Raw genomic sequence first — 6,177 nt, 5'->3', positions numbered from 1 at the left:
CACCCGTGGGTTAAATCCCGTCAACTAAACTGTTCACCCCCTACTTGTATAAACATGTTTCAGGCTGGTTGGGACAAAGATCCCGTTTAACAAGCGAACCTATGACATTACAAGAAGCCTTAGGGGATACCGACAAATTGAGTTTTAGGAGGAGAAAAGCATGAATCCAGTCATTGGCCTGGATGTATCAAAAGGAGAGAGTCAGGTTCAAGCATTTTTAGACAAAGGCAAACCGTATCGTAAGAGCTTTAGTATCAAGCACAATACCGATGGTTTAGGTAGTTTATTAGAGTTCCTTCATGAAGTAGAAAGTTCAGCTGGTGGTCATCAGCCAACGGTGGTTTTAGAATCAACAGGACATTACCATTTTCCTGTCATTCAATTTCTTGAGGAGCAAAGTTTTGTTTATATTGTTGTCAATCCTCTTATCTCCCATCGAGCCAAAAGTTCGAGTTTGCGGAAGGTAAAAACAGATGCAATTGATGCTTACCACCTTTGCGAGCTGTTTTATAAAGAAGAGTTAGAGCCTTATAAAAAAAGAGGAATTCAACTTTTAAATCTTCGTAATCTAACAAGACAACAAGAAAGTATTGCCGAAGTATCAGCACAGACTAAAATACAGCTGCATACCCTTTTGGATCAGGTATTTCCTGAATATAGAGGAGTTTTTGGAAGTTTATATTCCAAAGTCTCATTGCTTACATTATTAGCATTTCCTACTTCAGAAGTAGTGTTAAGTGTGAGTGAAAGAGAAATAACAGAGAAAATAGCTTCGCTATGTATGAGTCGTTCAGATGCATGGGCAAACGAAAAGGCTAAAAAATTAAGGGAAGCAGCCCTTCGTAATCCGTTTCAAAACAAACTCTACCAGAGTAATATTTTTAATCTAGAGTTATTAGTCAAGATCGTTCTTCAATACCAAGAGCATCTATCTAAAATTGCAGTTGAAATAGATGCCCTCGCTAAAGAAATTGAAGAATATTATATACATCAATCTATCCCTGGAATTGGAGAGAAAATCGCCGCCACGATTATTTCCGAAATTGGTGAGATAGATCGGTTCAATGATGCCAAAAAGCTCGTTGCATTCGCTGGAGTGGATCCTAGTGTTTGCTCTTCTGGTAAGTTTACCGCATCAGTAAATCGAATCACCAAACGATGTTCTAGCAGGCTTCGTCATGCCTTGTATATGGCTGTACAAAGTGGTATTCGTGATGCTCGTAAAAAGAAAACAACTGGTGAAATCATCGCACGCAATAAAAAATTAAGGGAGTTTTACGATAAGAAACGTGAAGAAGGAAAACCCTTTAGAGTACAGTTATTGCATGTGTTAATAAGCTCTTACATTGGATTTTTGCCTTACTAAAAAGCAGAACTATTTTCCAAGATACACCTTAAAAACTATATCTAACTAAATACAACAAAACCTTCCAAATAAAACATAGAGGAAGGTTATTTGGCATGAACATTTTTAGTATATCATGACGTTATTAATCATTTTATTGAAAAATGTTGACAAACTATTAGCTGGTTTAGCTTAATAACTTCAACAAAAAAGAAATTAATTAATTAATTAATGAAACACTATATCACCTAAATCACTTCACTCTATATTTGGTTGAAATCTCTTTACTCAAGGAATCTGACATATAATCAAACTTAAAATAAATAATCAACTGATTCGGTTCTTCCCATTCTAATTTATATGCACTGTCCGAAAATGGCTTATAGCCGTCATCTGTATTAATGCTGGTTAAATAAGTCATATACAATCTTGAATTTGATAATTGGTATAGGCGACCATAACCTCTTTCAATCACTACAAATTCTTCTTTATTATCTGGAGAAGAAAACCTCGTGTATTCAGCCTCAGTTAGTAGATTTGGAAGGGACGGTACGATTATGAAAAATACCCCTATAGCAATTATTATTCCTTTTATACCTCTATCATTGAACAAATAAATTAGCGATACTATTGCCACAATTATAAGCAAATTACGTATTGCCTGATGACTAATACCGTTTGGTGGTGTTCCTATTTGAACAAATATTCCATTGATTTGTAGTGTTAGCAAAGCAAAAAGTAATAAAATACTTATAATGAATGTGATAATAGCTACCTTTAGAAATTCTTTTGTATTACTTTTTTCCACTATTTATCACCACCTTTGAACAAAAACAGTAAATCCTTCTGCAATAAACCTGTCACGTTTGTTAAACAAGAAAAAAGATCGCTCCAGCGATCCTCATCTTTAATTCTTGCACCCTTTAGTAGAAGAACTTCTAATCCTTTTTTATACTTTTTTGATATTTACTATGTCCATCTGTTACACCAGTAAGTTCAAAGTCATTGCACTTATAAAATTTATTTAATTTAGTATTATCTGTAACACAATCTAACTTAAGATATTCTTTTTCTCTTGCATTGTCTTGTATCCAAGTTAATATACTTTTACCTATACCTTTCTTCATATAAGTTGGTGTTATTGCAAGTCTATGTAAATATAGCGATTTTGAAGAAATATCACTTCCCCAAATATGCCTATCCCATTCACTTTGTTTAGATAATAGTGTGAACGTAGCCACAATATTCTTATCTTTTAAAACAATGTATGTTTCTTGATTAATTATGGCTTGTTTAATCTCTTCATCCTCACCACCATCTAGTAGAAACCTCCATTGGTTTATATCATTATCTTTCATCCATTGAGCTATCTGCTTTAACATTTCAATAATTACACTACTATCGTGATTAGTAGCAATTTTTATTTCAAAACCTTCACCGTAATCCAAGTAAATTCTTACCTCCTTTTTCAATTAACTTTTTTTATTCGATACCTTATAAATTCAACAAACCACTTCAACTAACCTGCCCGTTTGTACAATAAGAAAAAAACCGCCAGAGATGGCAGCTTAATTCTTTAATATTATCATGTTCTTATCAACGGAAATAACTTCATCATTAGCAAAAATAATTAACGCAGTTCCACTTTCGTATTTAATCGAATTAAATTCACCAATGACTAGAACTTCTCCTTTTCTAATTTGGTAAACAACCTGATTATCATTTTCCTCGCTATCGTAAGCTGCTAAATCATTGACTAAGAAACCTTTAAGAGGTTCATTAAATAACTTCATTTTTTTACTCCATTAGTACAATTTTGTGTTAAACAACGGCTTATACCTAGATGGTACAAGTTACCTTAACTCATTTCAAATCATTTAGTGACGCGGGTGCTGTACCCTACATTAAATTAACTTAATGCCGCCTATGCTTTTGTTTTTCCCAGTATGTATAGAGAGTATTACAAGGGGGGTAAGCAATGATTATTTTAGGTGTAATAAGCAGAGTCGCTGGTTGGCTTTTAGGAATGTTTCTATTAATAAGAACACAGATAGCCAACCAATTGTCAGGAGAATACCTTTACCACTTTTGTTGTTCATCCTAATAATAGGAGCTTAAGAATTATTATTTTTTGTTTCACAAACCTCTTCCGTTTGTTACAGAAAAATGAGCTTCAAATTATTTAAGATTTTTCGTTACCATATAACATACTTTTTAAAAAATCTATCTTCCTGCTATCTTTATTATTATTATTATTTGCTCGATAGCTATCCTTGGATGAGGACTCGTAAACACTTAAATACTGTTCAAGATTCAGTAAGTAATACTTTACATCTTCCGTTTGATGCATTTCTAAGTCCTCTAATTGTACTCCGGCGAAACTTGGCAGTGTGTCTATAATGCCAAACTCAACTGATAATCCATCTTTAGAGAACTCATGCTCATGCAAATCAATTAAGCTATATTCCAGTGATTTCATAATGTTCACTATATCATTCCACTTATGTATATTTAATTCCGGCGGTACTTCCCAGCCTCTTTCATCACCAGGTACATGAATATCCAAGTCTTGCGCACACCAACTTTTTCCTGTTACGACTTCTAAACCAACCGACCCCATTAACAAGGGGATAATATCAATATCACTTAGTTTCTTTGCAATTTTTATAAACTCAATAAATTTGTGATTCATTTTCCCCTCCATATCTCTGCCCCGTTTGTCGAAAAGAAATGAATGATCCTCACTGATCCTCAATTCTTGCACCTATTAGTTGAAGAAGGCAAACTCTATTTAATTTGGAAACCAATAACAGTAACTTAAAATTAATATGCTTATTTACATTCTTATTCCTGGGTGATTACAAAAAAGCCGCAGCACTCCCGCTTGCGGCTTCCAATATGGTCAGGCAGGCTCCATTTGAAGCTGATCCCGGTATGGTTTTAATGAATGATAAATAATGTTCTGCATGAATGCCTTATCCATGTCCGGCAAGAGCTTTTCAGCAAATGCCCAGGCATTTTCCTCAATTTTCAATGCTGTGAGCCAGCGTTCCTGCTCTGTTATGCAGGCATCAAGATGGCTGGCTAATTGCTCCAGCTCCGCATCTTCTGCATGGCCTAACTCATGAGCAAACACAACGGCAAAATAATCTAAAAAACGATCAGCAGAAGCAAACAGCTGCTGGCATTGATTCTTAATCTCTTCTGCATAAAGGGTTACTGTATGTGTTCCCATGCTGTATTTTCCGCCAGCAATACGATTTCCCGGAAAATGTTTCTCTAATTTAATGTCCGCCTGACTCCCCGATCTCTTCAGCAATTCATGAACAACAAGATCCAAGCTTTCTTTATTCAATGCAAACACCTTTCTCTATTTAAAGCTTATAGGCTATTATATGAGAAAAGTGTACAGAAATAAACCAATATATACCCTTTTATTTCGACGATAAAACCTAAATTCCTTAATTTTTATCCTGCAGAAGCGATTTATGGATCCAGATCGCAGCCTGTGCACCCTCTCCCATCGCAATGGTTACTTGTTCCGAATGGGCTGCCACATCGCCTGCTGCCCAAACATTTTGGACACTGGTCATTTTCGAGCGTGGATCTGTCAGGAGATGCTTATTTTCAAGCCGCTCTGCACCGAGCTGCTTTGCCAGGCCGGATTTTATCTCATTTCCGCCAAATGCAATAAATCCTCTATCCCCTGTAATTTCTTTGCCGTTTTCCAGCCTTACACCTTTAAATTTGTCATCATCTGCAAGCACCTTATCTATTGATTCTTCCAGATATTCAATGTTTTTCTCTCTCATTTTCTCCAAAAATTCCTGATCTGGCACCTTTTTTTCATGGTTGATAAAAACAAGGTCATTTGTCCAGTAAGACAAGGTTAAGGCCATATTAGCGCCGGCATTTCCAGAGCCAAGCACAAGGGTGCGTTTATCCTTCACCTCATATCCATCACAGTCGGGACAGACATAGACAGATATGCCAAGACAAGGCATCAGTTCCGGGAATGGCGGCATCCGGTCCATGATGCCCGTTGCCAGCAAAATCCGTTTGCCGGAATATTTATTCCCGCTTTCTGCTGAAACCACAAATCCTCCTTCAGCCTTTTCAGCCTGCTCCACTTTTTCATGAACAAACTCCACTCCAAGCCTTTCAGCGTGCTTTTTCCCAAGCTCACGAAGCTCCGGGCCGCTCACACCATCAGGATAGCCTAAGATATTATGATAATTTTTGCATATCACGGAACGCCCATCATTGGAATCCAGCACCAGCACCTTATGCTTATACCTGCCCAGCTGAATGGCAGCCTGCAGTCCCGCAATCCCTCCTCCAACAATCAGACAATCATAATTCAAAAATAACTCCTCCTTTTCGTGCCAAAAAAGGCTATACATGTAAACTACCCAGAAAATCGGTTTCCAAATACACTTCATTTTTAAAATGGTTTGCTTTGTTACAGGGTAGGGGGGCTGCTGATTGTGGTGTGGGAACTTCGTTTGTTGGTAAAATTCGGGGTTTGTGACTACTTTTTTTGTATTTTGACGGAGAAGTGGTATCTATCGGGAGCTTTGACGCTGCTTCTTTCTGGTTTTATCGAATAAGAGGTATCTATCCGGGGCTTTGATGCAGCTTCTTTCTAGTTTTATCGAATAAGCGGCATCTATCCAGGGCTTTGACGCTGCTTCTTTCTAGTTTTATCGAATAAGAGGTATCTATCCAGGGCTTTGACGCTGCTTCTTTCTGGTTTTATCGAATAAGAGGTATCTATCCAGGGCTTTGACGCTGCTTCTTTCTGGTTTTATCGAATAAGAGGTATCTATCCG

General features: G+C 36.8%; 6 protein-coding genes and 1 pseudogene. 1 reads left to right on the top strand and 6 read right to left on the bottom strand.

Annotated features, from left to right (window positions below; all coding sequences use genetic code 11):
• Window positions 1-160 precede the first annotated feature (160 nt).
• A pseudogene (locus AC3WTL_RS19450) lies at window positions 161-1,398 on the top strand (IS110 family RNA-guided transposase).
• A gap of 200 nt (window positions 1,399-1,598) precedes the next feature.
• Here AC3WTL_RS19450 and AC3WTL_RS19445 read toward each other — a convergent pair.
• From AC3WTL_RS19445 to AC3WTL_RS19420, 6 genes are all read right to left on the bottom strand, one after another.
• Window positions 1,599-2,153 (bottom strand): hypothetical protein, encoded by a 555-nt coding sequence (locus AC3WTL_RS19445; RefSeq protein WP_048009495.1) that lies wholly within the window; start codon window positions 2,151-2,153, stop codon window positions 1,599-1,601.
• 130 nt (window positions 2,154-2,283) lie between these two features.
• Window positions 2,284-2,793, bottom strand: a complete 510-nt coding sequence (locus tag AC3WTL_RS19440; protein ID WP_053071341.1) for a GNAT family N-acetyltransferase — start codon at window positions 2,791-2,793, stop codon at window positions 2,284-2,286.
• Between the two features lie 120 nt (window positions 2,794-2,913).
• Window positions 2,914-3,138, bottom strand: coding sequence for a hypothetical protein (locus AC3WTL_RS19435; protein WP_048009496.1), 225 nt, complete (start codon window positions 3,136-3,138; stop codon window positions 2,914-2,916).
• Between the two features lie 389 nt (window positions 3,139-3,527).
• Window positions 3,528-4,037 (bottom strand): hypothetical protein, encoded by a 510-nt coding sequence (locus AC3WTL_RS19430; RefSeq protein ID WP_048009497.1) that lies wholly within the window; start codon window positions 4,035-4,037, stop codon window positions 3,528-3,530.
• A 210-nt stretch (window positions 4,038-4,247) separates the two neighbouring features.
• Entirely contained in the window at window positions 4,248-4,709 is a 462-nt protein-coding gene (locus AC3WTL_RS19425; RefSeq protein ID WP_236564735.1) for a hypothetical protein, read from the bottom strand.
• Window positions 4,710-4,806: 97 nt separating this feature from the next.
• A complete protein-coding gene (locus AC3WTL_RS19420; RefSeq protein WP_248350116.1) occupies window positions 4,807-5,709 on the bottom strand; it encodes an NAD(P)/FAD-dependent oxidoreductase in 903 nt (300 codons plus the stop codon).
• Between the last annotated feature and the right edge of the window lie 468 nt (window positions 5,710-6,177).

The sequence above is a fragment of the Cytobacillus sp. EB106-05-05-XG126 genome (genome assembly GCF_058791715.1).
The sequence above is the reverse complement of the archived record's forward strand: the minus strand, read 5'-3'. Positions and strand labels throughout refer to the sequence as shown.